Genomic DNA, 24,212 nt, shown 5'->3' with positions numbered 1-24,212 from the left:
AAGGCGTCCTGCAGTGCATCAGCACTGTCGGGCGCTTTTTTTTTGCGTGTTCTGGAGCGGGTATGGGCGATAAATTTTCGATTTCACGACGGCATTTTTTACAGGCAGGCGCCGCGCTGGGCGGGGCGATGTTGTTGCCCGGCGTGATGCAGAGCGCATGGGCGGCAGGATCCGATAAGCCGGAGCAATCTACCGTACGAGTCGGATTTATTCCGCTGACGGACTGCGCGCCGATCGCGATCGCGTCGTTGAAAGGGTTCGATAAAAAATATGGCATTACCCTGGTACCGACCAAAGAAGCCAGCTGGGCGGCGGTGCGCGACAAACTGATCGCCGGTGAACTCGATGCGGCACACATTCTCTACGGCCTGCTGTATGGCCTCGAACTGGGGATCGCCGGCAAGCCGCACGCAATGGCAAACCTGATGACCCTCAACCGCAATGGCCAGGCGATTACGCTCTCCAGCGACCTGCGGGAGAAAGGGGTGACCGACCTCGGGGGGTTGAAACGGCTGATCGGCCAGCGCGCGCCGGGCAGCTACACCTTTGCCCACACCTTTCCCACCGGGACGCACGCGATGTGGCTCTATTACTGGCTGGCCAGCGGTGGTATCGACCCGTTTACGGACGTACGCACCGTGGTGGTGCCGCCGCCGCAAATGGTGATGAACATGCGTATCGGCAACATGGTTGGTTTTTGCGTCGGCGAACCGTGGAACGCGCGGGCGATCAACGACCGTATCGGTTTTACCGCAGCCACTTCGCAGGCCATCTGGCCGGAACACCCGGAAAAAATTCTCGGCACCCGCAGCGAATGGGTCGAACGCAATCCGAACACCGCCCGCGCGCTGGTCGCGGCGGTGCTGGATGCGGCGCGCTGGATTGACGCCTCGGAAGAGAACAAACGAGAGACGGCGCGCATTCTGGCAAAACGCGCCTGGCTGAATACCAAAGAGCAGTATCTCACCGGACGGATGCTCGGGGAGTACGACAACGGGCTGGGACAGCGCTGGCAGGACGCACACCCGATTCGCTTTTACGACCAGGGAGAGGTGAGTTTTCCCTGGCTGTCGGACGGAATGTGGTTTTTAACCCAGTTCCGCCGCTGGGGATTACTAAAAACAGCCCCGGATTATCAGGCGGTGGCCGGGCGCATCAACCGCATTGACGTCTGGAAAGAGGCGGCGCAGGCGGTGGGCGGCATCTCTACGCCGGCTGCGCTCATGCGCAGCAGCACATTAATAGACGGTACGGTCTGGACGGGGGCCGATCCGGAAGGTTACGCCCGCGGCTTCGCGATTCAACGTAAGGGGGCATGAAATGAAACACGCGCACAGTACGCAACCTGTTATTGCCACAGAAAAAACGCCGGGCGAAGTGATTGTCCTGCCACCGGTACAGGTCCGACGTCCGACGCCGCCCCTCAGGCGCTGGCTACGTGAAACCGTACAGCGGCTCCTGCCACCCCTGCTCGGGCTGGGGCTGCTGTTGCTCTGCTGGCAGCTGGCGGCGATCAACGGCAAGGGCTTTCCGACGCCGCTGAGTACGCTCGATTCCGCGCTGACCCTGTTTGCCGATCCTTTCTATCAGGACGGGCCGAACGACATGGGCATCGGCTGGAACGTGTTGGCGTCACTGCAGCGGGTGGCGGTGGGCTTTGGGCTGGCGGCGCTGGTGGGGATCCCGCTGGGCTTTTTGATTGGCCGCTCGCTGTTCTTTGCCCGCATGTTTAATCCGCTGATTGCGCTGCTGCGCCCGGTCAGTCCGCTGGCGTGGCTGCCTATTGGCCTGCTGCTGTTCCAGAAGGCGGAGCCGGCGTCGAGCTGGACCATTTTTATCTGCTCTATCTGGCCAATGGTGATTAACACTGCCGAAGGGGTACGCCGCATTCCGCAGGATTATCTCAACGTGGCTCGCGTTTTACAGCTGTCGGAGTGGACGGTGATGCGGCGCATTCTCTTCCCGGCCGTGCTGCCCGCGGTGCTGACCGGCGTGCGTCTCTCTATTGGCATTGCCTGGCTGGTGATCGTCGCTGCTGAAATGCTGACCGGCGGCCTGGGGATCGGCTTCTGGATCTGGAATGAATGGAACAATCTCAACGTGGAAAACATCATCATCGCCATCGTCATTATCGGCGTCGTCGGCCTGCTGCTGGAGCAGGGGCTGATGTTGATCGCTCGTCGCTTCAGCTGGCAAGAAAAATAGGAGAATCGCTATGAAACCATTAATTCAGGTGCAGGCCGTCAGCCAGCGCTTCCATACCGCCAGCGGCGAATTTCTGGCCCTGCAAAACGTCTCTTTCGACATTTATGAAGGGGAGACCGTGAGCCTGATTGGCCACTCAGGATGCGGTAAATCCACGCTGCTGAACCTGATTGCCGGCATTACCTTACCCACGGAAGGCGGACTGCTGTGTGATAACCGCGAAATCGCCGGGCCGGGTCCCGAGCGCGCGGTAGTCTTCCAGAACCACTCCCTGCTGCCGTGGCTGACCTGCTTTGACAACGTGGCGCTGGCGGTCGACCAGGTTTTTCGCCGCACCATGAGCAAAGCCGAGCGCAAGGCGTGGATCGAACACAACCTTGAGCGGGTGCAAATGGGTCATGCGCTGCACAAGCGTCCGGGGGAGATCTCCGGCGGCATGAAGCAGCGGGTAGGGATTGCCAGAGCGCTGGCGATGAAGCCGAAGGTGCTGCTGCTGGATGAACCGTTTGGCGCGCTCGATGCCTTGACCCGCGCCCATTTGCAGGATGCGGTGATGCAGATTCAGCAGGCGCTGAACACCACCATCGTGATGATTACCCATGATGTTGATGAGGCGGTGCTGCTCTCTGACCGCGTCATGATGATGACCAACGGCCCGGCGGCGACGGTGGGCGAGATTCTCGCTATCGACCTGCCCCGGCCGCGTAATCGTGTTCAGCTGGCGGATGACAGCCGTTATCACCACCTGCGTCAGCAGATTCTCCATTTCCTCTACGAAAAACAGCCGAAGGCGGCGTAAGGGGCGGCGATGAAGCGGCGACTGGTGATTATCGGCAATGGTATGGCGGCCACCCGGCTGGCGGAGACGCTGGTGGCGCGGGGGGGCGACAAATTTCAGATAGTGATTATCGGGGATGAACCCTGGCAGGCCTATAACCGTATCCAGCTGTCACCGGTACTGGGTGGGGAAAAAACGCTGGCGCAAACGCGGCTGCTGCCAGAGGAGTGGTATCACCAGCATGGCGTGACGGTACGCAGCGATGAATCGGTGCTGGCGGTGGAGATGACGACGCGAACGCTACGCACCACCCGCGGCGAGCTCTCCTGGGATGAGCTGATTTTCGCCACCGGTTCACAGGCTTTCATCCCGCCGCTGCCCGGTGTGGCGCTGCCGCACGTCTACGCATTTCGCACCTTTGCCGATGTGGCCGCCATTCTGGCAACCGGCGGCCCGGCGGTCGTGATCGGCGGTGGGGTGCTCGGCGTCGAGGCTGCGGCTGCGTTACGACGTCATGGTGACAATGTCACTTTGCTGCATCGCGGCGACCGGCTGATGGAACAGCAAACCGATGCCTTTGCCGGTCAGCAGCTACAGCAACAGCTGGAGGAGCGAGGGATCCAGTGCGTCACCGGCTGCGGGATTGCCGCGATTCGCGAGCATGAGGTTGTGCTGGAGGATGGCCGGGCGTTTGCCGCCAGTCGCGTAGTGCTGGCGACCGGCGTGCGCCCCAACATTCAGCTGGCGCAGCGAAGCGGCCTGGCCTGTCGGCGCGGCATTATCGTGGACCGTCAGCTGGCGACCGCGCTGCCGGGGGTTAGCGCTCTTGGCGAATGTTGCGAAATTGACGGCCAGACCTGGGGACTGGTGGCGCCCTGTCTGCGCCAGGCTGAGGTGCTGGCCGGGCGGCTATGCGGCACGCCGGAGGCGGATTTTCACTGGCAGGATAGCGGTACCCGCCTGAAAGTCACCGGCATCGCGCTGTTCAGCGCCGGCGATCCGCAGGCCAGCGACCACGATGAGATCTGGACCAGCTGGGACCCGCTGGCCCGCCACTACCGCCGTCTGCTGGTCCGCGACGGCAAACTTCAGGCTGTTTTGCTGCTGGGCGACTGCGCAAATGCCGCGCCGCTCACCGCGCTGCTGGCTACCCCCGCGCAGCCAGACTGGCTTTTTGATCCTTCTTCAACGCAGCCGCGCGCTGCAGGTGAATTTTCTATGACAAAACCTGTTTTGGTGCTGGTCGGACACGGCATGGTCGGCCACCATTTTCTCGAGCAATGCGTCAGCCGTAACCTGCATCAACAGTTTCGGATCGTGGTGTTTGGCGAAGAGCGTTACGCCGCCTACGACCGGGTGCATTTATCAGAATATTTTGCCGGTCGTAGCGCGGAATCGCTGTCGCTGGTGGACGGCGATTTCTTCGCCCGGCACGGAATTGAACTGCGGCTGTCCGAGACGATTACGGCCATTGACCGTGAAGCGCGGGTGGTACGCGATACCTGCGGGCATGAAACCCACTGGGATAAACTGGTGCTGGCGACCGGCTCATATCCATTCGTTCCGCCGGTGCCGGGCCACGATCTGGAGGGCTGTTTCGTCTACCGCACCCTCGACGACCTCGACCGTATTGCCGCCTGCGCCAGCAGCGCAAAACGCGGGGTGGTGATTGGCGGCGGGCTGCTGGGGCTGGAGGCCGCCAACGCGCTCAGACAGCTGGGGCTGGAAACCCACGTGGTGGAGTTTGCGCCGAATCTGATGGCGGTCCAGCTGGATAGCCCGGGCGCCGCGATGCTGCGGGAGAAAATCAATGATATTGGCGTCGGTGTCCATACCAGCAAGACGACTCAGAGTATTGCGCGCGGTGACAATGGCCTGGTGCTGAACTTTGCCGATGGCGGATCGCTGGCTACCGACATGGTGGTCTTTTCCGCCGGGATTCGTCCGCAGGATACGCTGGCGCGCGGCAGCGGACTGATGGTAGGAGAACGCGGCGGGATCGTCATCGACAATCAGTGCCGCACCTCCGATCCGCAGGTGGTGGCGATTGGCGAATGTGCCCTGTGGCAGGACAAAATCTATGGCCTGGTGGCGCCGGGCTACCAGATGGCGAGAACGGCGGCGGCAATGTTGGCTGGAGAAGAGGCGAGCTTCAGCGGCGCCGATATGAGCACCAAACTGAAACTGCTGGGCATCGATGTAGCCTCTTTCGGCGACGCCCAGGGACGCACGCCCGGTAGCCAGAGCTACCAGTGGACGGATGGTCCGGGGCAAATCTACAAGAAAATTGTCGTCTGCCAGCAGAACAAAACGCTGCTGGGCGGCGTGCTGGTGGGCGATGCCAGCGATTACGCCACGCTGCTGCAAATGATGTTGAACGCGATGGCGCTGCCCGCGCGCCCGGAAAGCCTGATTCTGCCGGTGCAGGAGGGGAGCGCGCCAAAAGCGCTGGGGGTAGCGGCGCTGCCGGACAGCGCGCAGATCTGCTCGTGCCACAACGTCACTAAAGGTGATATCTGCCGGGCGGTCAGCGCGGGCGCCAGCGATATCCCGGCGATAAAAAGCTGTACCCGGGCGGCGACCGGTTGCGGTGGATGCAGCGCGCTGGTCAAGCAGGTGATGGAATATCAGCTCTCGGCGCAGGGCGTGGAAGTGAAAAAAGATATCTGCGAACACTTTCCGTGGTCGCGTCAGGAGATCTATCACCTCGTGCGCGTGAATCATATCCACACCTTTGATCAGCTGATTAGTCGTTACGGTCAGGGACACGGCTGCGAAATCTGTAAGCCGCTGGTGGCTTCAGTTCTGGCCTCCTGCTGGAATGAGTACCTGCTGAAACCGGCGCATTTACCGCTGCAGGATACCAATGACCGCTACTTCGCCAATATTCAGAAAGATGGCACCTATTCAGTGGTCCCGCGTATGGCGGCAGGCGAAGTGACGCCGGACGGACTGATTGCCATCGGACAAATTGCCAAACGCTACCAGCTGTACAGCAAAATTACCGGTGGCCAGCGTATCGATCTGTTTGGCGCCCGGCTCGAAGAGCTGCCGGCTATCTGGCGCGAGCTGGCGGAGGCCGGCTTTGAAACCGGTCACGCCTACGGCAAGTCGCTGCGAACGGTGAAATCCTGCGTCGGCTCGACCTGGTGTCGCTACGGCGTTCAGGACTCGACGGCGCTGGCGGTCACCCTTGAACATCGTTACAAAGGATTGCGTGCGCCGCACAAGATAAAAATGGCGGTCTCCGGTTGTACCCGCGAATGCGCCGAGGCGCAGGGGAAAGATATCGGGGTGATTGCCACGGAAAAAGGCTGGAATCTTTACGTCTGCGGCAACGGCGGGATGAAGCCGCGACATGGCGATCTGTTTGCCAGCGACCTCGACGACGCGACGCTGATCCGCACGGTTGATCGGCTGCTGATGTTCTATATTCGCACTGCCGATCGGCTGCAGCGAACCAGCACCTGGATGGATAACCTCGAAGGCGGAATCGACTACCTGCGCGAGGTGATCCTGGAAGACAGCCTCGGGATTGGCGAAGAGCTGGAGCAGGAGATGGCGCGGGTGGTGGCGAGCTACCAGTGTGAATGGCAGACCACTCTGAACGATCCGCAGCGGCTGGCGCTGTTCCGTTCCTATGTTAACAGCGATCGGCCGGATGAGGCCGTGCAGCGGCAAATGTTGCGCGGTCAGCCTCAGCCGGTCATCGCGCCGGTACGCCGCGAAGGTGAGGTGTCGACCCGGCCATGGCAGGCCATTTGCGAACTGGCGGCGATTCCCGCCCAGGCCGGGATCGGCGCGCGACTGGGCGAACGGCAGATTGCGCTGTTTCGTTTTGGCGAACAGGTTTATGCCCTCGACAACCTGGAGCCCGGTAGCGACGCCAACGTGCTGTCGCGCGGTATGCTGGGCGATGCCGGCGGGGAGCCGATGGTCATTTCGCCGCTGTATAAACATCGTATCCGGCTGCGCGACGGGCGTCCCTGCGATGGCGGTGAACCGATGGTCCGCGCCTGGCCGGTGAAGATCGAAAACGGCACGGTGTGGGTCGGGAACCAGCTTCTGCTGGCGCGTGCGGAGGCCTCCTGATGGATGAAATACGCACCACCTGTCCCTATTGCGGCGTCGGCTGCGGCGTGCTGGCACGAAGGGAGGAAAATGGCCAGGTCAGCGTGCGCGGCGATGAGCACCATCCGGCAAACCTGGGACGCCTGTGCGTAAAGGGCGCGGCGCTCGGCGAAACCACTGGCCTGGAGGGGCGATTGCTGAGGCCTGAGCTGGAGGGGGAACCTGTCAGCTGGTCACGGGCGCTGACGGTTGCCGGTAGCCGGCTGCGGCAAATCATTGAGCAACACGGGCCGCAGGCGGTGGCGTTTTACGCCTCCGGACAGCTGCTCACCGAGGACTACTACGCGGCGAATAAACTGATGAAGGGATTTATCGGCGCCGCCAATATCGATACCAATTCCCGGCTCTGTATGTCCTCGGCGGTGACCGGATATAAGCGCGCCTTTGGCGCCGACGTGGTGCCGTGCAGCTATGAGGACGTGGAAAACAGCGATCTGGTGGTGCTGGTGGGTTCGAACGCCGCCTGGGCGCATCCGGTGCTCTATCAGCGGCTGGTTCAGGCGAAACGTGATAATCCGCGGATGAAAGTGGTGGTGATTGATCCGCGTCGAACCGCCACCTGCGATATCGCCGATAGCCACCTGGCGGTTGCGCCCGGCAGCGATGGCGGACTGTTTGTCGGTTTACTGAGCGCCATTGCCGAGGCCGGTGCGCTGACGGGCGATTTTCGCGACCAGGCGCAGGCGCTGGCCGCCGCTGCAGCCTGGGACTCGGCACAGGTGGCCGAATTCTGCGGGCTGGACATGGAGCAGGTCGCCGGGTTCTATCGTGATTTCATCGCTGCGCCGCGGGCGATAACGCTCTACACCATGGGGATCAATCAGTCGGCCAGCGGTAGCGACAAGTGTAATGCCATTATTAACGTCCACCTCGCCAGCGGGAAGTACGGGCGTTCGGGCTGCGGGCCGTTTTCGCTGACCGGACAGCCAAATGCGATGGGCGGCCGCGAGGTGGGCGGCCTGGCGACGATGCTGGCCGCCCATATGAATTTTGAGCCGCAGGATCTGCACCGGCTGTCGCGCTTTTGGGGCAGCGAACGGCTGGCGCAGACGCCGGGACTGACGGCGGTGGACCTGTTTGCCGCCATTGGCCGCGGTGAGGTGAAAGCGGTGTGGATTATGGGCACCAATCCGGTGGTGTCGCTGCCGGACAGCCTTGCCGTCAGCCAGGCGCTGGCCGGCTGTCCGCTGGTGATCGTTTCCGAAGTGAGCGCCAGGACGGATACGGCAGCGTTTGCCCATATCCGTTTCCCGGCGCTGGCGTGGGGAGAAAAAAATGGCACCGTCACCAACTCGGAACGCCGTATTTCCCGTCAGCGCAGCTTTCTGCCGCCGCCGGGGGAAGCCAAAGCCGACTGGTGGATAATCGCGCGCATGGCCGAACAGCTCGGCTTTGGCGCCGCCTTTGCCTGGCGCCATCCGCACGAAGTCTTTAGCGAGCATGCCGCGCTTTCGGGGTTTGAAAATAACGGCCAGCGGGCGTTCGATATCGGTGGGCTGGCGGATCTCAGCCGTGAGGCGTGGGACAACCTGGCGCCGGTTCGCTGGCCGGTCAGCCGCAGCGGCAGCGGTCTTGATTTACAGCAGGGCTGGCACGGCGATGGCAAATTGCGCATGGTGCCGGTGACGCCCCAGGCCACGCGTGCCGCGACCGACGCCTTTTATCCGCTGATCCTCAATAGCGGCCGCATTCGCGATCAGTGGCACACCATGACCCGTACCGGCAGCGTGCCGCGCCTGATGCAGCATATTGCCGAACCGATCGTGGAGATCGCGCCAGCGGATGCCCGACGCCTGCAGCTGCGCGAGGGAGAACTGGCGCGAATCTGGTCGCGCAATGGAGTGATGGTGGCCAAAACGGTGGTCAGCCGCGGGCAGCGTCCCGGCTCGCTGTTTGTGCCGATGCACTGGAATAATCAGTTTGCCCGACGGGGGCGGGTCAACGACCTGCTGTCGGCGGTAACGGATCCCTGGTCCGGACAGCCGGAAAGCAAACAGGTGGCGGTGGCGATTGCACCCTGGCGTCCCGCCTGGCACGGTGAACTATTTTGTCGCCAGCCGGTTCCGCTGCCGGTCGCGGTCCACTGGCGTCGGCGGGCCGCGCTGGCGGTAAACCATCTCTCTTTAGCCGGAGAACACCCTCCGCAGGGATGGCTAACCGACTGGTGTCGTCAGCAGGAGTGGCAGATACAAACCGCGCAGGCCGGGGCAGTATGGAGCCTGCTGGCCTGGCATGAGGGAAGGCTGATGTTGGGCTGGTGGAGCAATCCTGGCGAGCCGCAAATCGATGCCGGGTGGATCGCCGCTGCGTTTCACTCTCCGCCGCAGACGCCCGAGCAGCGGCACGCGCTGCTCGGCGGGAGAAAAAGCGGCGAGACAGCCCCTGCGGGGCGGATTGTCTGCAGCTGCATGAGCATTGGTGAACGCGCGATTGGTGAGGCCATCGCCAGCGGTTGCCGCACGGTCGGCGAACTGGGCAAGGTGCTGAAATGCGGTACCAACTGCGGCTCTTGTATTCCCGAGCTCAAAGCGCTGCTGGCAGAGGAGCAGATACGGGCATGAGGTTCGGGTTATTCCTGGAATTGCCTTTGGGGCTACGGGAGAGGGAAAAAAACGGTAAACTTAAAGACTGTCATTATCCTACGTGAGCCAATGTAACCGATTTAATGCCTGTGTCGTACCGCGTGACCCCACTCCTTTCAATACTCCTGCTGCTGGCAGGCGTTCCTGCTCGTGCTCTGCAGGGAAATACGGCGTTCAGTGAAAAACAGGCGGCGCTGCCGGATCTGGGGATTGCGCCGCAGGTGGATGACGACGCCCGCCATTTTGCCGAAGTCGCGAAAAAGTTTGGTGAGGCCAGCATGAGCGATAATGGCCTGACGACCGGCGAACAGGCGCGAATGATGGCCATCGGCAAGCTTGGCAATGAGCTGAGTCATCAGCTGGAAAACTGGCTCTCGCCGTGGGGCAACGCCAATGTCGATCTGCGGGTGGATAAAGAAGGCAACTTCACCGGCAGTCAGGGCAGCTGGTTTATCCCGCTACAGGATAACGGCGATTACCTGACCTGGAATCAGTATTCCGTCACCCGGCGGGAAAACGATCTGGTGGGGAACATCGGTCTGGGACAGCGCTGGCGAACGGGCGACTGGCTGCTGGGCTATAACTCGTTCTACGACAAAGTGCTGGGTGAAAACATGGCGCGAGGCAGCGTTGGTGCCGAAGCCTGGGGCGAATATTTGCGCCTGTCGGCCAACTATTACCATCCCGTCGGGAGCTGGCAGCAGGGCGAAAGCCTGACCCAGGAACAGCGGATGGCAAGCGGCTACGATGTCACCGCCCAGGCGCGGCTACCGTTCTATCAGCATATTAATACCAGCGTCAGCGTCGAGCAGTACTTTGGCGATAGCGTCGACCTGTTCCATTCCGGTACCGGCTACCGTAACCCGGTGGCGGTGTCGGTGGGGCTGAACTATACCCCCGTGCCGTTAGTGACTATGACCGCAAAACATAAGCAGGGCGAAAGCGGGCTCAGTCAAAACAACGTCGGACTGAATCTGAACTACCGTTTTGGCGTGCCGCTTAAACAGCAGCTGGCGGCCGATGAGGTGGCGGTCAGCCGCTCCTTGCGCGGCAGTCGTTACGACAGCCCGGAGCGCGATCATTTACCGGTGGTCGAGTATCGTCAGCGTAAATCGCTGTCGGTCTACCTGGCGACGCCGCCGTGGGATTTACAGCCGGGGGAGACGGTTCAGCTGAAGCTGCAAATTCGTAGCCTGCATGGGATAAAGTCGCTGAAATGGCAAGGCGATACGCAGTCGCTGAGCTTAACGTCTCCCGTGGATACCCGCAGCCCGGACGGCTGGAGCGTGATTCTTCCGGCCTGGAACAGCGAGCCGGGAGCGACCAATCTGTGGCATCTGTCGGTGGTCGTGGAAGACAAAACGGGTCAGCGCGTTTCATCCAATGAGATCGCGCTGGCGCTGACCGAGCCGCTGGTCAAATTCTCGGCCGACGGCGTCACCTGGCGGGATGCTCCTTAGAAAATCCGCTCCTGGTGTACCCATACCGCCGCTTCAACACGTGATTTCAGCTTCATTTTCTTCAGCATATGCTTAACGTGCACCTTCACGGTACTCTCGGTTATCTCCAGACGACGGGCGATCATTTTGTTCGGCAGCCCCTGGGCGATGAGCTTGAGAATATCCCGCTCGCGCGGCGTCAGCTGGCTGATATCGCGGTCTGAGGTGGCGCGGTTGGCGCGCAGGCTGGCTGCCAGCACCGGCGTGAGCGCTTCGCTGAGGACCATCTCGCCTGCCGCGGCCTGCTGCAATGCTTTTAAGAGATCTTCTGGCTCCATGTCTTTCAGCAGGTAGCCGTCAGCGCCGCGTTTGAGGGCGGTGACCACATCTTCTTCGTGGTTAGAGACGCTGAATACCACGATTCGGCCGGAGAGCGACTTTTCACGCAGCTTATCGAGGGTTTCCAGACCGTTCATGCCGGGCATGTTGAGATCCAGCAGGATCAGATCGGGGTCCAGCGTCTCCGCGAGGGCGATACCTTGTTCACCGTTGCTGGCCTCGCCAATAACCTGAATATCGCTGGCCATACTGACCAGCTGTTTGACGCCGGTGCGCAGCATCGGATGATCGTCAATGAGAAGGATGGTGGCCCGTTCCTGTTGACTCATAGGGTTCTCCTTATTGGATTGAAAACGATTTTTCCGGGATAAAAGTGACGACCACTTCGGTACCGCCGTTTTCCCGGCGACGAACCTGACAGTCTCCGCGCAAACTCTGGGCGCGATCCCGCATGATAATTAAGCCGTAATGGTTGCTTCGTTCCGCCTGATCGGGCACGCCGCGGCCGTTGTCTGCAACCACCAGCCGTACCTGGTTGTCCCGTAGCGAAACGGTCACGGTCACTTCGGTCGCCTGCGCGTGCTTCAGCGCATTGCTCAGCGCCTCACGAGCGATTTGCAGGACGTGAATAGCCTGATGAGACGGGACAAAGCGCGGCGGTAGCTGGTAATCAAGCTGGACGGTAAAGCCAAAATGGGCGCTATACTCCTGGCAGCTGGACTCCAGCGCCGGGCGCAGTCCCGGTTCGGTTAATTGCAGGCGGAAGGTCGTCAGCAGTTCACGCAGCTGTGCCCACGACGTATTCAGCTCATTGCGAATCTGGCCCAGCAGCTGGCGGCTCTCTTCCGGCAGGTTTTCGCCCTGCATTTGTAAACAGCTGACCTGCATTTTCATACAGGAGAGCGATTGGGCGATGGAGTCATGCAGCTCGCGGGCGATGGTGGCGCGCTCCTCCATCACGATCAGCTGCTGCTGATGCTCCTGGTGTCTGTCGAGTGCCAGCGTGGAGGTTAGCTGCTCGACTAACGTATCGACCAGCTGCTGCTGATCGTGACTCAGGTGACGGCCTACGGGCAACGTCGCCAGCAGGATCCCGTACTGGTTGTGGGCATCGGACAGCCGCCATTTCAGCGTGGTGCCGGCATCCGGCAGCGGCGGCAGATCGCGCGGACATAAATAGCAGCCTTTGTCATCGCACCCTAAGTCTGAGTGACAGGCGAACTCCTGATGATTGTCCTCATCTTCGAAGTCGTACACCCGCACCTCAATATCACGCAGCAGCGTCAGCCCCTGCAGGCCGTTGAGCACCGGTGAAATACGTTCACAAAGCGGGGCGCTGGAGTGCAGACGACGGTTGGCCTGCCACAAAAAGGCGAGGATTTCATTTTTCTGCTCCAGGCCGGCGGTTTTTTCCTGTACTCGTCGTTCGAGTACCGAATAGCTTTCCGCCAGCTCTTTTGACATGTTGTTAAGCGCCATACCGAGGCTGGCCATCTCATTGCGGCCGCTGATATGGACGCGTTGGGTAAAATCACGATGGCTGACCGCCCGGGCCATGGCCAGCAGCTGTTTCCACGGGCGCAGCAGACGGGCCCGCAGCCAGACGATAGTGAACAGAAACAGCAGCGCCATGCCGATAGCCATCACCCGCTGCAGCCAGACGACGTAGCGGATGCGCTGCTCGGTGGTGTGATCAAAAGAGGTGACCAGGTGGTCTATCCGGTCGACAAAGCTGGCGACATCCGTGGCGACGGTAGCCTGATTCTGCGCATGTTTCATCCCCGGCGCCAGTTCCAGCTGCCAGTACTGCTGTAGCGCTTTAAGCTGGCTATCCTGGCCGTCTCTGAGGGCGGCATTCTGCAGCTCTTCGCTGAAGACGGTGGCGTTCATGTCGTCGAGCAGCTTGCTATCGCCCTCGGTGAGCGGGATTGCCGCCAGCAGACGATAGCTTTGCATTCTCAGCGAACCGGCTTTATTGATCGCGTGTGCGCTGCCCTGTACGCCGTGTACCAGACGGGCAGAGATACCGATTCCTGCGACGCCAATCGCTGTCGATAGCAGCACGATTAACGCCAGTTGATTCACTAACGTAAGCGGGGTAAAAAGACGTTTTAACATAGCGTGCGTGGCTCCTGACCGGCAAACCATCCGGGAGTGGCGTCTATTCTCGGATATCCCATGGAGTATACCCATACCCATAAGGGATTACCCCTTAATTGTCGGTGGTGGGTAGGTTTGCGGGAGACGATGGCTTAAACCCGGCAGCCATGTGAAAAACCACACTTTTTTTAGCGAAAATGGCTACTCACTTCGGGTGATGGGCTTTTTTTAAGCAATTTAATGACCACTTTTCCTTTGATTTATATCAACTTACCGCCCTCTGTAACCCCTAAGGTAGCGGCAGGATATATGAATAATCAGAGGTATTTATGAGTCAATCTTCCCTACCGGAGAAGGCCAGTACTTCAGTCATCACCGACTGGCGTCCTGAAGATCCCGAGTTCTGGCAGCAGCGCGGCCACCGCGTTGCAAGCCGGAATTTGTGGATCTCCGTTCCCTGTCTGCTGCTGGCGTTTTGCGTCTGGATGTTGTTCAGCGCGGTGGCGGTCAATCTGAATAAGGTCGGCTTCCAGTTCTCGACCGACCAGCTGTTTATGTTGACCGCGCTGCCGGCGCTCTCCGGGGCGTTATTGCGTGTTCCCTATGCCTTTATGGTTCCGCTGTTTGGTGGCCGTCGCTGGACCGCCTTCAGTACCGGGATCATGATCGTCCCCTGCGTGTGGCTGGGCTTCGCGGTGCAGGATACCTCTACGCCGTTCAGCGTCTTTGTGATCATCTCTCTGCTTTGCGGTTTTGCCGGGGCGAACTTTGCTTCCAGCATGGCCAACATCAGCTTCTTCTTCCCGAAACAGAAGCAGGGCGGCGCCCTCGGTCTTAACGGCGGCCTTGGCAATATGGGCGTCAGCGTGATGCAGCTGGTTGCCCCGCTGGTGGTTTCACTGTCTATTTTCGCCGTCTTTGGCGGTACGGGCAGCGAGCAGCCGGACGGTTCCATGCTGTATCTGGAAAACGCGGCGTGGATCTGGGTGCCGTTCCTGATTATCTTCACCCTGGCGGCGTGGTTCTTTATGAACGATCTGTCGGCGTCGAAGGCATCGTTGAGCGAGCAGCTGCCGGTACTGAAGCGCGCCCATCTGTGGGTTATGGCGCTGCTCTATCTGGCCACTTTTGGCTCATTCATCGGCTTCTCGGCGGGCTTTGCGATGCTGTCGAAAACCCAGTTCCCGGATGTTCAGATTCTGCACTTTGCCTTCTTCGGGCCGTTTATCGGTGCGCTGGCGCGTTCGATGGGCGGGGCTATCTCTGACCGTCTGGGCGGTACCCGCGTCACGCTGGTGAACTTTGTGGTGATGGCTATCTTCAGCGGCCTGCTGTTCCTGACGCTGCCAACGAATGGCGTCGGCGGCAGCTTCATTGCCTTCTTCGGCGTATTTATGGTGCTGTTCCTGACCGCCGGTCTGGGCAGCGCGTCTACCTTCCAGATGATTTCGGTTATCTTCCGTAAAATGACGATGGAACGCGTAAAAGCGCAGGGCGGTAATGAAGAGCAGGCGATGCGTGAAGCCGCAACGGATACGGCGGCAGCGCTGGGCTTTATCTCTGCCATCGGCGCTATCGGCGGGTTCTTTATCCCGAAAGCGTTTGGTATTTCTCTGGAACTAACCGGTTCTCCGGCTGGCGCCATGAAGATCTTTTTCGTCTTCTATGTCGCCTGCGTTCTGATTACCTGGGCGGTTTACGGTCGTAAGCAGAAGTCTTAAGCCATCTCTGTTTGCTCACGGGGCGCAATGTATATTGCGCCCCTTTTTTATGTCGTCAGGACTGAATTCAACCCGCCGACAGGGGTATCTACCCCTTAATACCCTGGCGCACGCCACAGGCGTACAACAATCGCTCATTTTTCATTAAATTCCTTAAAAAACATAAAGATAAAAAATAGAAAATGCTACCACTTCGGAGGTATTTGTCGCTTGAGGGGCTATTTATAAGCCCTATCGCATTGATCGTTATCAATTCTCTCCCTCTTTCATAGCGTTACCTTCGCTGCAAATCCAGCAATGTCGATTTATCAGAGAGCCGTCAGGCTCCAAACAGGAGAAACCCGATGAGTAAATTCCTGGACCGGTTTCGCTACTTCAAACAGAAGGGTGAAACCTTTGCCGATGGGCATGGCCAGCTTCTAAAAACCAACCGGGACTGGGAGGATGGATACCGCCAGCGCTGGCAGCATGACAAAATTGTGCGCTCCACTCACGGGGTAAACTGCACCGGCTCATGCAGCTGGAAGATTTACGTTAAAAACGGTCTCGTCACCTGGGAAACCCAGCAGACCGACTATCCGCGTACTCGCCCGGATATGCCAAACCACGAGCCTCGCGGCTGCCCGCGTGGCGCCAGCTACTCCTGGTATCTCTACAGCGCCAACCGTCTGAAGTATCCGCTGATGCGCAAACGGCTGATGAAAATGTGGCGCGAAGCGAAAGCGCAGCATTCAGATCCGGTGCATGCCTGGGCATCCATTATTGAAGACGCCGATAAAGCCAAAAGCTTCAAACAGGCGCGTGGGCGCGGCGGTTTCGTTCGTTCCTCCTGGCAGGAAGTGAATGAGCTGATCGCGGCTTCTAACGTCTACACCGTCAAAACCTACGGCCCGGACCGCGTGGCCGGCTTCTCGCCAATCCCGGCGATGTCGATGGTCTCCTATGCCTCCGGCGCGCGCTATCTGTCGCTGATTGGCGGCACCTGTCTCAGCTTCTATGACTGGTACTGCGATCTGCCGCCGGCCTCCCCGCAGACCTGGGGCGAGCAGACCGACGTCCCTGAATCAGCCGACTGGTATAACTCCAGCTACATTATCGCCTGGGGCTCCAACGTACCGCAGACCCGTACGCCGGACGCGCACTTCTTCACCGAAGTTCGCTATAAAGGCACCAAGACCGTGGCGATTACTCCGGACTACGCCGAGATCGCCAAGCTGTGCGACCTGTGGCTGGCGCCGAAGCAGGGCACCGATGCGGCGATGGCGCTGGCGATGGGCCACGTCATGCTCCGCGAATTCCACCTCGATAAACCGAGCCAGTATTTCACCGACTACGTTCGCCGTTACAGCGATATGCCGATGTTGGTGATGCTGGAAGAGCGAGACGGCTATTACGCCGCGGGCCGCATGCTGCGCGCGGCCGACCTGGTGGATGGTCTGGGCCAGGAAGAACATCCGGAATGGAAAACCGTCGCCTTTGATGAAAAAGGTGAAATGATGGCGCCGAACGGCTCTATCGGCTATCGCTGGGGTGAAAAAGGGAAATGGAACCTTGAGCAGCGTAACGGTACCACCGGCGAAGAGGTTGAACTGCGCCTGAGCCTGCTCGGCAGCCACGACGATGTGGCGCAGGTTGGCTTCCCGTACTTCGGCGGTGACGGCACCGAACACTTCGCCAGCGTTGAACTGGAAAACATTCTGCTGCACAAGCTGCCGGTGAAACGCCTGCAGCTGGCGGATGGCACCACCGCGCTGGTGACTACCGTCTACGATCTGACCATGGCCAACTACGGTCTGGATCGCGGCCTCAACGATGAAAACTGCGCAACCAGCTACGACGATCTTAAAGCGTATACCCCGGCGTGGGCTGAAAAAATTACCGGCGTCTCCCGCACGCACATCATTCGTACCGCGCGTGAATTTGCCGATAACGCCGATAAGACCCACGGTCGTTCGATGATCATTGTCGGTGCCGGTCTGAACCACTGGTACCACCTCGATATGAATTATCGTGGTCTGATCAACATGCTGGTCTTCTGCGGCTGCGTCGGCCAGAGCGGCGGCGGTTGGGCGCACTACGTGGGCCAGGAAAAACTGCGTCCGCAGACCGGCTGGCAGCCGCTGGCGTTTGCACTCGACTGGCAGCGTCCGGCGCGTCACATGAACAGCACCTCTTACTTCTATAACCACTCCAGCCAGTGGCGTTATGAAACCGTCACCGCGCAGGAGCTGCTGTCGCCGCTGGCGGACAAGTCGCGCTACAGCGGCCACATGCTGGACTTCAACGTACGCGCGGAACGCATGGGCTGGTTACCGTCGGCGCCTCAGCTGGGCACCAACCCGCTGCGCATTGCCGATGCGGCGAAAAAAGCTGGCATGAGCGCGGTGGATTACACCGTTAAATCCCTGAAAGAAGGCTCGATTCGCTTTGCGGCGGAGCAGCCGGAAAACGGCAAAAACCATCCGCGCAACCTGTTTATCTGGCGTTCCAACCTGCTGGGCTCCTCCGGTAAAGGCCACGAGTACATGCTGAAGTACCTGCTGGGTACCGAGCACGGTATTCAGGGGCTGGATCTGGGCAAGCAGGGCGGCGTGAAGCCGGAAGAGGTGGAGTGGCGGGATAACGGCCTCGACGGCAAACTGGATCTGGTGGTGACGCTGGACTTCCGTCTGTCGAGCACCTGTCTCTATTCTGACATCGTGCTGCCGACCGCCACCTGGTACGAAAAAGACGACATGAATACCTCGGATATGCATCCGTTTATTCACCCGCTGTCTGCCGCCGTCGACCCGGCCTGGGAATCGAAAAGCGATTGGGAAATCTACAAAGGCATCGCGAGGAAATTCTCCGAAGTCTGCGTCGGTCATCTGGGTAAAGAAACCGACGTGGTTACGCTGCCTATTCAGCACGACTCCGCCGCCGAACTGGCGCAGCCGCTGGACGTCAAGGACTGGAAAAAAGGCGAGTGCGACCTGATTCCCGGTAAAACCGCGCCGCATATCATTCCGGTTGAGCGCGACTACCCGGCAACCTATGAACGCTTCACCTCTATCGGTCCGCTGATGGAGAAAATCGGTAACGGGGGCAAAGGTATCGCCTGGAACACCCAGAGCGAAATGGACCTGCTGCGTAAGCTCAACTACACCAAGGCGGACGGCCCGGCAAAAGGCCAGCCGATGCTGGATACGGCGATTGACGCGGCAGAAATGATCCTCACGCTGGCGCCGGAAACCAATGGCCAGGTGGCGGTGAAAGCCTGGGCGGCGCTGAGCGAATTTACCGGTCGCGACCATACTCACCTGGCGCTCAACAAAGAAGACGAGAAGATCCGCTTCCGTGATATTCAGGCGCAGCCGCGCAAGATTATCTCCAGCCCGACCTGGTCTGGCCTGGAAGACGAGCATGTCTCCTACAACGCCGGTTATACCAACGTTCATGAGCTGATTCCGTGGCGTACGCTTTCTGGTCGCCAGTCCCTCTATCAGGATCATCAGTGGATGCGCGACTTCGGTGAAAGCCTGCTGGTGTACCGTCCGCCGATCGACACCCGCTCGGTGAAATCGGTGATGGGAGAGAAGTCCAACGGCAACCCGGAGAAGGCGCTGAACTTCCTCACGCCGCACCAGAAATGGGGCATTCACTCCACCTACAGCGACAACCTGCTGATGCTGACTTTAGGTCGCGGTGGGCCGGTCGTCTGGATGAGCGAAGAAGATGCCAAAGAGATTGGGGTTGAAGACAACGACTGGATTGAAGTTTTCAACAACAACGGCGCGCTGACCGCACGAGCGGTAGTGAGCCAGCGTGTGCCGGCCGGGATGACCATGATGTACCACGCGCAGGAACGTATCGTAAACCTGCCGGGGTCAGAAATTACCGGGCAGCGCGGCGGTATTCATAACTCGGTGACGCGTATTACGCCGAAACCGACCCATATGATCGGTGGCTATGCACACCTGGCATATGGCTTTAACTACTATGGTACCGTCGGTTCTAACCGCGATGAGTTCGTAGTAGTCCGTAAGATGAAGAACATTAACTGGCTGGATGGCGAAGGCAATGACCAGGTACAGGAGAGCGTAAAATGAAAATTCGTTCACAAGTCGGCATGGTGCTGAATCTCGATAAATGCATCGGCTGTCATACCTGCTCAGTGACCTGCAAAAACGTCTGGACCAGCCGTGAAGGAACCGAGTACGCGTGGTTCAACAACGTTGAAACCAAGCCCGGTACCGGCTTCCCGACCAACTGGGAAGATCAGGAAAAATGGAAGGGCGGCTGGATCCGTAAGATCAACGGCAAGCTGGTGCCGCGCATGGGTAACAAAGCGCTGCTGCTGGGTAAAATCTTTGCTAACCCGCATCTGCCGGGTCTGGACGATTACTACGAGCCGTTTGATTTTGACTACCAGACGCTGCACAACGCGCCGGCAGACAGCAAAGCGCAGCCCATCGCGCGTCCGCGCTCGCTGATTACCGGTCAGCGGATGGACAAGATCGAGAAAGGCCCGAACTGGGAAGACGATCTGGGCGGTGAGTTCGAGAAGCTGTCGAAAGACAAAAACTTCGAGAACATGCAGAAAGCGATGTACGGCCAGTTCGAAAACACCTTCATGATGTATCTGCCGCGCCTGTGCGAGCACTGCCTCAACCCGGCGTGCGTGGCAACGTGCCCGAGCGGCGCTATCTACAAACGTGAAGAAGACGGCATTGTGCTGATCGATCAGGACAAATGCCGCGGCTGGCGGATGTGTATTACCGGCTGCCCGTACAAGAAGATCTACTTCAACTGGAAGAGCGGCAAATCCGAGAAATGTATCTTCTGCTACCCGCGTATTGAAGCGGGTCAGCCGACGGTCTGCTCTGAGACGTGCGTCGGGCGTATTCGTTACCTTGGCGTGCTGCTGTACGACGCGGATGCGATTGAGCAGGCGGCCAGCACCGAGAACGAGAAAGACCTGTACCAGCGTCAGCTGGACGTGTTCCTCGATCCGCACGATCCGAAAGTGATTGAGCAGGCGCAGAAAGACGGCATTCCGCTGAGCGTCATTGATGCGGCGCAAAAATCGCCGGTCTATAAAATGGCGATGGACTGGAAGCTGGCTCTGCCGCTGCACCCGGAATATCGCACGCTGCCGATGGTCTGGTATGTGCCGCCTCTGTCGCCGATCCAGTCCGCCGCCGATGCGGGGGAACTGGGCAGCAACGGCATCCTGCCGGATGTCGAAAGCCTGCGTATCCCGGTCCAGTATCTGGCCAACCTGCTGACCGCAGGCGATACCCAGCCGGTGCTGCTGGCGCTGAAACGCATGCTGGCGATGCGTCACTTCAAACGTACGGAAACCGTCGATGGGGTTATCGATACGCGGGCGCTGGAAGAGGTCGGGCTGACCGAAGCGCAGGCGCAGGAGATGTACCGCTATCTGGCGATTGCCAACTACGAAGACCGTTTCGTGGTGCCGAGCAGCCATCGTGAGCTGGCGCGCGAAGCCTTCCCGGAGAAAAACGGCTGTGGCTTTAGCTTCGGTGACGGCTGTCACGGGTCTGATTCGTCCTTCAACCTGTTCAACAGCCGCCGCATCGATGCCGTGGATGTGACCAGCAAAACGGAGCCGCACGCATGATCGAACTCGTGGTTGTTTCACGTCTGCTTGAGTACCCGGATGCGGACTTATGGCAGCATCAAAATGAACTCTTCGACGTTCTGGCTACGTCAGAGAAACTGGAAAAAGCGGATGCCCAGGCCCTGGGCGTCTTCCTGCGTGATTTAACCGCGCAGGATCTGCTGGATGCCCAGGCCGCCTACAGCGAACTGTTTGACCGGGGGCGCGCAACCTCGCTGCTGCTGTTTGAGCACGTGCACGGCGAATCTCGCGACCGCGGGCAGGCGATGGTCGATCTGCTGAACCAGTATGAGCAGCACGATCTGGTGCTCGACAGCCGCGAGCTGCCCGATCATCTGCCGCTGTATCTGGAATATCTCGCGCAGCTGCCGGAGAGCGAAGCCATTGGCGGTCTGCAGGATATCGCGCCGATTCTGGCGCTGCTTTGCGCGCGTCTGCAGCAGCGTGAAAGCCGCTATGCCGTTCTGTTTGAACAGCTGCTGAAGCTGGCAAACAGTGCGCTAGATGAAGCGAAAGTTGCGGAAAAAATCGCTGATGAAGCGCGTGACGATACGCCGCAGGCGCTGGATGCCGTCTGGGAAGAAGAACAGGTGAAATTCTTTGCCGATCAAGGCTGCGGTGAGTCCGATATCGCCGCTCACCAGCGTCGTTTTGCCGGAGCCGTGGCCCCGCAATATTTGAATATCTCTAACGGAGGACAGCAATAATGCACTTCCTGAATATGTTCTTCTTTGACATCTATCCCTACATTGCCGGAGCGGTGTTCCTGATTGGGAGCTGGCTGCGCTACGATTACGGACAGTACACCTGGCGCGCCGCCTCCAGTCAGATGCTGGATCGCAAAGGGATGAATCTGGCGTCTAACCTGTTCCACATCGGGATTCTGGGGATTTTCGCCGGACACTTCCTTGGGATGCTGACGCCGCACTGGATGTATGAAGCGTGGCTGCCGCTGGAAGTGAAGCAGAAAATGGCGATGTTTGCCGGCGGCGCCTCCGGCGTGATGTGTCTGGTGGGGGGCGTGCTGTTGCTGAAACGTCGTCTGTTCAGCCCGCGCGTACGGGCAACCACGACCGGTGCCGATATTCTGGTGCTCTCCGTGCTGATTCTCCAGTGTGCGCTGGGCCTGCTGACTATTCCGTTCTCCGCCCAGCATATGGATGGCAGCGAAATGATGAAGCTGGTGAACTGGGCACAGTCCGTGGTGACGTTCCACGGCGGGGCGTCCGCACACCTGGACGGCGTCGCCTTTATTTTCCGTATGCACCTGGTGCTGGGGATGACGCTGTTCCTGCTGTTCCCGTTCTCCCGTCTGGTACATATCTGGAGCGTGCCGGTAGAATACCTGACGCGCAGATATCAGATAGTCCGCGCCCGCCGCTGATCGCCCGGTCCGGCAGAATCATACCCCGCTCTGGCGGGGTTTTTTGTGGCCAGACGCCAGCCTGTCGCCCCAGCCGAGATTATTTCCCGCCGCTGCAAACAGAATCAGCAGGCCTCCGACCAACTGCACCGGCGTCAGCGCATGATGGAAGAGCAGATAATCGACAACCATCGCCACAAGCGGATAGATAAAGGAGAGCGTACCGGTTATGGGCGTCGGCAGTTTCTGAATCGCGCTATAGAGCAGCTGGTACATAATGCCGGTATGCACAATGCCCAGAATCAGCAGGTAATGCCAGGGGAACGCGGCGGTGAAATCGGGGGCGTGAACCAGCGGTAGCAGCATGATTGTCCCGACGATAACCTGTATAAAGGCTATATGCTGAGGCGGAAGCGGACACAGCTTGCGGGCGATCATCGCAGTCAAGGCGTAGAAAAAGGCGGCGCCAAGGGCCAGCGCAATACCCGTAGCCAGCTGGCTACCATGAGCCTGCATCAGCTCGCTGGAGAGCAGAACGACCACGCCGAAAAAAGCCAACGTTAACCAGCCCCATTTAATCAGCGTCACCCGCTCGCCTGTCAGCATTCCCATCAGTACCAGCATAAACGGCTGAGTGTTATACACCACGGTAGCCATGCCAATCGAAATTCGGGCGTAAGCGGCAAACAGCAGCAGCCAGTTAATGACCAGCGCGATGCCACCGAGGATCGCCAGCAGTAGCGTTAGCCGCGTGAGCTGGCTGAACGGCTGTCGGCTGAAAGAGATAAACCCCAGTAAGGTCAGGGCGCCAATGAGGCAACGCCAGAAGACCACATCGATAACCGGCAAGCCGGAGAGTAAAACGAAGGCGCCGATCGAACCCGAAATGATCATCGCCAGACTCATTTGCCAGACGCCCGTTACTGTATGTGCCATTTTTCTACCTCCGTGATGATGCCGATATTGTCGTTAATCTGCTGACAGGTTGACATGCATGATCTAAGGTAAAAGACGAGTATTGCTTTTATTTATCAGGTAAAACGAATGGAACACTTAATTGATAATATCGATCGCGCCATTCTGGCCTGTCTGGCAGAAGATGCGCGTGTATCGCTCAAGGTGTTGAGCGCGCGGGTGGGATTGACGTCACCCAGTACCGCAGAGCGGGTGAAGCGACTGGAGGAGCGCGGGGTGATTCAGGGATACGGCGCCCGGGTTAACCTTGCGGCGCTCGGTTATACCCTACAGGCGCTGGTTCGCGTCAGACCGCTACCGGGCTTGCTGCAGAAGGTCGATAAATATATCCAGGCAATGCCAGAATGCATTGAATGTGACAAGGTCACAGGCGAGGATTGCTTTGTGATGCGCCTGGTGGTGCGGGATATTGCGCAGCTTGATACCCTGCTGGATGGTCTGGCCGAGCATGCCCAGTGTAATACCTCGATAGTAAAAAGCTCGCCGGTAACCCGCCGTCTGCCGCCGATGTAACGTCACCTGAATAGCAGCATCAATGTGTTAACCGTTTCGCTTGATGCGGAGCTAATTCCCATACGGGCAGAATATAGTGCAAACGAGATGGGTATAACGAAGAAGTCGCAGGAAAGTGATGGTGGCGGGGGAAGGATTATTCGTCGCTTCGCGCCTCACCCTTCGGGTCGTTGCCTGCGGCAACGCTTTCTCGCTGCGCTCGAATCGAACCTGGTCGAAGCTTCTCATCCTTCCCTGCACGGGCAGAATATGGTGCAAACGAGAGGGATATAATGAATAAGTCGCAGGAAAGTGATGGTGGCGGGGGAAGGATTATTCGTCGCTTCGCGCCTCACTCTTCGGGTCGTTGCCTGCGGCAACGCTTTCTCGCTGCGCTCGAATCGAACCTGGTCGAAGCTTCTCATCCTTCCCTGCACGGGCAGAATATGGTGCAAACGAGATGG

Annotated in this window: 15 protein-coding genes and 2 other RNA genes; 12 read left to right on the top strand and 5 right to left on the bottom strand. The window is 59.3% G+C overall.

Annotated elements, in window-relative coordinates; genetic code table 11:
• Nucleotides 1-62: 62 nt before the first annotated feature.
• From ROR01S_RS00085 to ROR01S_RS00060, 6 genes are all read left to right on the top strand, one after another.
• A complete protein-coding gene (locus tag ROR01S_RS00085) occupies nucleotides 63-1,319 on the top strand; it encodes an ABC transporter substrate-binding protein (protein ID WP_004863490.1) in 1,257 nt (418 codons plus the stop codon).
• Between the two features lies 1 nt (nucleotide 1,320).
• Entirely contained in the window at nucleotides 1,321-2,205 is an 885-nt protein-coding gene (gene ntrB / locus ROR01S_RS00080; RefSeq protein ID WP_064356955.1) for a nitrate ABC transporter permease, read from the top strand.
• Between the two features lie 10 nt (nucleotides 2,206-2,215).
• On the top strand, nucleotides 2,216-3,004 hold the full coding sequence (locus tag ROR01S_RS00075) for an ABC transporter ATP-binding protein (RefSeq protein WP_004863483.1): 789 nt from the start codon (nucleotides 2,216-2,218) through the stop codon (nucleotides 3,002-3,004).
• Nucleotides 3,005-3,013: 9 nt separating this feature from the next.
• Entirely contained in the window at nucleotides 3,014-7,075 is a 4,062-nt protein-coding gene (gene nirB, locus ROR01S_RS00070; RefSeq protein ID WP_073972261.1) for a nitrite reductase large subunit NirB, read from the top strand.
• Complete coding sequence (locus ROR01S_RS00065) at nucleotides 7,075-9,675, top strand: nitrate reductase (RefSeq protein ID WP_064358957.1); 2,601 nt, start codon at nucleotides 7,075-7,077, stop codon at nucleotides 9,673-9,675. Before nirB ends, ROR01S_RS00065 begins: the two co-directional genes overlap by 1 nt.
• A gap of 104 nt (nucleotides 9,676-9,779) precedes the next feature.
• Complete coding sequence (locus tag ROR01S_RS00060; protein WP_015584092.1) at nucleotides 9,780-11,156, top strand: YchO/YchP family invasin; 1,377 nt, start codon at nucleotides 9,780-9,782, stop codon at nucleotides 11,154-11,156.
• Here the strand turns inward: ROR01S_RS00060 and narL are convergent.
• Nucleotides 11,153-11,803: a two-component system response regulator NarL gene (narL, locus tag ROR01S_RS00055; RefSeq protein ID WP_004863467.1), complete on the bottom strand. Its 651-nt coding sequence runs from the start codon at nucleotides 11,801-11,803 to the stop codon at nucleotides 11,153-11,155. The genes ROR01S_RS00060 and narL overlap by 4 nt on opposite strands.
• Before the next feature lie 10 nt (nucleotides 11,804-11,813).
• Nucleotides 11,814-13,592, bottom strand: coding sequence for a nitrate/nitrite two-component system sensor histidine kinase NarX (narX, locus tag ROR01S_RS00050; protein ID WP_064358956.1), 1,779 nt, complete (start codon nucleotides 13,590-13,592; stop codon nucleotides 11,814-11,816).
• A gap of 311 nt (nucleotides 13,593-13,903) precedes the next feature.
• Here narX and ROR01S_RS00045 point away from each other — a divergent pair, with 311 nt between their 5' ends.
• From ROR01S_RS00045 to narI, 5 genes are all read left to right on the top strand, one after another.
• Complete coding sequence (locus ROR01S_RS00045) at nucleotides 13,904-15,295, top strand: NarK family nitrate/nitrite MFS transporter (RefSeq protein WP_004863461.1); 1,392 nt, start codon at nucleotides 13,904-13,906, stop codon at nucleotides 15,293-15,295.
• Between the two features lie 344 nt (nucleotides 15,296-15,639).
• Nucleotides 15,640-19,383 (top strand): nitrate reductase subunit alpha, encoded by a 3,744-nt coding sequence (locus tag ROR01S_RS00040; RefSeq protein ID WP_004863458.1) that lies wholly within the window; start codon nucleotides 15,640-15,642, stop codon nucleotides 19,381-19,383.
• A complete protein-coding gene (gene narH, locus ROR01S_RS00035) occupies nucleotides 19,380-20,918 on the top strand; it encodes a nitrate reductase subunit beta (RefSeq protein ID WP_015584094.1) in 1,539 nt (512 codons plus the stop codon). The genes ROR01S_RS00040 and narH overlap by 4 nt, the downstream gene beginning before the upstream one ends.
• Nucleotides 20,915-21,625: a nitrate reductase molybdenum cofactor assembly chaperone gene (gene narJ / locus ROR01S_RS00030; protein ID WP_064358955.1), complete on the top strand. Its 711-nt coding sequence runs from the start codon at nucleotides 20,915-20,917 to the stop codon at nucleotides 21,623-21,625. The genes narH and narJ overlap by 4 nt, the downstream gene beginning before the upstream one ends.
• On the top strand, nucleotides 21,625-22,302 hold the full coding sequence (narI, locus tag ROR01S_RS00025; RefSeq protein WP_004863445.1) for a respiratory nitrate reductase subunit gamma: 678 nt from the start codon (nucleotides 21,625-21,627) through the stop codon (nucleotides 22,300-22,302). The genes narJ and narI overlap by 1 nt, the downstream gene beginning before the upstream one ends.
• 18 nt (nucleotides 22,303-22,320) lie before the next feature.
• On the opposite strand, the gene ROR01S_RS00020 is transcribed toward narI, so the two are convergent.
• Complete coding sequence (locus ROR01S_RS00020) at nucleotides 22,321-23,217, bottom strand: DMT family transporter (RefSeq protein ID WP_064358954.1); 897 nt, start codon at nucleotides 23,215-23,217, stop codon at nucleotides 22,321-22,323.
• Nucleotides 23,218-23,325: 108 nt separating this feature from the next.
• Here ROR01S_RS00020 and ROR01S_RS00015 point away from each other — a divergent pair, with 108 nt between their 5' ends.
• Complete coding sequence (locus ROR01S_RS00015; protein WP_044350989.1) at nucleotides 23,326-23,769, top strand: Lrp/AsnC family transcriptional regulator; 444 nt, start codon at nucleotides 23,326-23,328, stop codon at nucleotides 23,767-23,769.
• A gap of 119 nt (nucleotides 23,770-23,888) precedes the next feature.
• On the opposite strand, the gene ROR01S_RS00010 is transcribed toward ROR01S_RS00015, so the two are convergent.
• Nucleotides 23,889-24,018: non-coding RNA, RtT sRNA (locus ROR01S_RS00010), on the bottom strand.
• Between the two features lie 46 nt (nucleotides 24,019-24,064).
• Nucleotides 24,065-24,194, bottom strand: a non-coding RNA gene (locus tag ROR01S_RS00005) — RtT sRNA.
• Between the last annotated feature and the right edge of the window lie 18 nt (nucleotides 24,195-24,212).

This window comes from Klebsiella ornithinolytica NBRC 105727 = ATCC 31898, from assembly GCF_001598295.1.
GTDB lineage: Bacteria > Pseudomonadota > Gammaproteobacteria > Enterobacterales > Enterobacteriaceae > Klebsiella > Klebsiella ornithinolytica.
This window is presented reverse-complemented; position numbering and strand designations above follow the sequence as displayed.

What these genes read in the sequence shown, in the direction of transcription:
- ROR01S_RS00065 (WP_064358957.1), top strand. Translation starts at nt 7,075, where the DNA reads ATGGATGAAATACGCACCACCTGTCCCTATTGCGGCGTCGGCTGCGGC.
- narH (WP_015584094.1), top strand. Translation starts at nt 19,380, where the DNA reads ATGAAAATTCGTTCACAAGTCGGCATGGTGCTGAATCTCGATAAATGC.
- ROR01S_RS00040 (WP_004863458.1), top strand. Translation starts at nt 15,640, where the DNA reads ATGAGTAAATTCCTGGACCGGTTTCGCTACTTCAAACAGAAGGGTGAA.
- ROR01S_RS00075 (WP_004863483.1), top strand. Translation starts at nt 2,216, where the DNA reads ATGAAACCATTAATTCAGGTGCAGGCCGTCAGCCAGCGCTTCCATACC.
- ROR01S_RS00085 (WP_004863490.1), top strand. Translation starts at nt 63, where the DNA reads ATGGGCGATAAATTTTCGATTTCACGACGGCATTTTTTACAGGCAGGC.
- narI (WP_004863445.1), top strand. Translation starts at nt 21,625, where the DNA reads ATGCACTTCCTGAATATGTTCTTCTTTGACATCTATCCCTACATTGCC.
- ROR01S_RS00060 (WP_015584092.1), top strand. Translation starts at nt 9,780, where the DNA reads ATGCCTGTGTCGTACCGCGTGACCCCACTCCTTTCAATACTCCTGCTG.
- narL (WP_004863467.1), bottom strand. Translation starts at nt 11,803, where the DNA reads ATGAGTCAACAGGAACGGGCCACCATCCTTCTCATTGACGATCATCCG.
- ntrB (WP_064356955.1), top strand. Translation starts at nt 1,321, where the DNA reads ATGAAACACGCGCACAGTACGCAACCTGTTATTGCCACAGAAAAAACG.
- nirB (WP_073972261.1), top strand. Translation starts at nt 3,014, where the DNA reads ATGAAGCGGCGACTGGTGATTATCGGCAATGGTATGGCGGCCACCCGG.
- ROR01S_RS00020 (WP_064358954.1), bottom strand. Translation starts at nt 23,217, where the DNA reads ATGGCACATACAGTAACGGGCGTCTGGCAAATGAGTCTGGCGATGATC.
- narJ (WP_064358955.1), top strand. Translation starts at nt 20,915, where the DNA reads ATGATCGAACTCGTGGTTGTTTCACGTCTGCTTGAGTACCCGGATGCG.
- ROR01S_RS00015 (WP_044350989.1), top strand. Translation starts at nt 23,326, where the DNA reads ATGGAACACTTAATTGATAATATCGATCGCGCCATTCTGGCCTGTCTG.
- ROR01S_RS00045 (WP_004863461.1), top strand. Translation starts at nt 13,904, where the DNA reads ATGAGTCAATCTTCCCTACCGGAGAAGGCCAGTACTTCAGTCATCACC.
- narX (WP_064358956.1), bottom strand. Translation starts at nt 13,592, where the DNA reads ATGTTAAAACGTCTTTTTACCCCGCTTACGTTAGTGAATCAACTGGCG.